1 protein-coding gene is annotated in these 1,620 nt (G+C 32.5%); it reads right to left on the minus strand.

Annotated features, from left to right (window positions below; all coding sequences use genetic code 11):
* Positions 1-293 precede the first annotated feature (293 nt).
* Positions 294-1,142, minus strand: coding sequence for a hypothetical protein (locus JZY04_RS20985; RefSeq protein WP_005783329.1), 849 nt, complete (start codon positions 1,140-1,142; stop codon positions 294-296).
* Positions 1,143-1,620 lie beyond the last annotated feature (478 nt).

The raw sequence follows: 1,620 nt of genomic DNA on the forward strand, positions 1-1,620 counted from the left end.
AAGTTCCATTAGAACTTTGGTTTTCGCCAGTTTAATTAATGTCAATTAGCTTTATGGTTCTTTTAAGAGATAAATTGTCCATTATTAACAAAGGTTCAAAACCCTTCCGAGTTTTATCATAGCAAAGATATATATTATTTTAATACCAAGAACAAATATTTATTATATTTTAGATTTATATCTATATATTCACATAGAGAGTGGTTTGACTTTAAGAGTTTTGGCTCATACTGACAGATAAAAATGCGGTATTTAAGAGTTCGAAACTATTATTTAGATATAGCCGTGTATTTTTAAGGTTCTTCAATGTTCATTGAATGAAATTCAATTAAGCCATTCATTGGAGTTTCTTCTATAACGTCAATCTCTACTCCAAATTCTCTGGCTACTTTACGCAAAGTATCTGAATACGCATAGGCAAGTGATCCTACAAACCGAATAGGATAATTCATATAATCGTATTGGCACACGCTACGGTTAAAGAAGCTTCGCAGATTATTGGTTAACAAATTATATACGTATTCATTGTCCATATAATCTCCTAAAAAATATGCAATCGTACCTAAAAAACGGTTAGGGAAAGGTAAATTATATACAGATTCCATCACATCATTGGCAGATATGCGAAATTTTTCATGGAATTCACTCGCCAATTCTTTGGGAGCTAATCCTTTAAGAAGATCAGCCAGAAATAGTTTTCCGAGAACAGCTCCACTGCCTTCGTCACCGAGAATATATCCTGCAGCTTTCACATTTTTGACAACGATTTTACCATCGTAAAAACATGAGTTCGATCCGGTACCTAAAATACAGGCAATTCCAGATTCACATTTGAATAGTCCTCGAGCCGCTGCCAACAAGTCACTTTCAACTTGGATAGGAGTTTTAAACTGTGCTACTAAGGAAGCACCTAAAATGTTTTTCTTTTCATATGAACTACATCCGGCACCATAATAATATACTTGGTCCAGTTTCTTTTTGAAGAAAGACTCCGGTAATCCCAGTCTGACACTTCTGCTAATTTCTCTTCTGGTCTGAAAGAAAGGGTTTAACCCCTCGGTAAACACACGTTGTACGAGATGATTGTCTTCAACCAATGCCCACTCTGTTCTTGTAGAACCACTTTCCGCAATAAGTTTCATTTCGCAGTTTTTTTTGATTTGGATACAAATATATAACATTTTTTGTAATTTAATTTATTTTGATCGGAAAGTTTTTCTATAACGCAATAACCACCCCAAAACTTTATTTATAGTTGGTAGAAAAATCCATGTGTTTTTTCTGCATATGCCGAATATTTGAGATCGTCAAAAACAATATTATTTAATATACTCTTTTATCCATAACCTAATATCCGAGAATCTTTTATATATATAATAATGTGATGATTATCTATATGCAATAGAAGTCATCAGTTCATTAAAAGACACTTTGATTTAACATAACATTGATATTATGACTTATTTTAAAACTATCAATATCAAAAAACAGGTTACCAGATACTTACAGGACTTGTGTTGGATTGGACGCATATTATTAGTGCTAATTAGAAGATTAACTACTCAGAACAGGTGCAGATATATAAGTACACTAATTTTCATATAAGTTCTAATGGAACTT

Source organism: Bacteroides sp. 11BF, from assembly GCF_019633765.1.
In the GTDB taxonomy this organism is placed as follows: Bacteria; Bacteroidota; Bacteroidia; order Bacteroidales; family Bacteroidaceae; genus Bacteroides; species Bacteroides hominis.

What these genes read in the sequence shown, in the direction of transcription:
- JZY04_RS20985 (WP_005783329.1), bottom strand. Translation starts at nt 1,142, where the DNA reads ATGAAACTTATTGCGGAAAGTGGTTCTACAAGAACAGAGTGGGCATTG.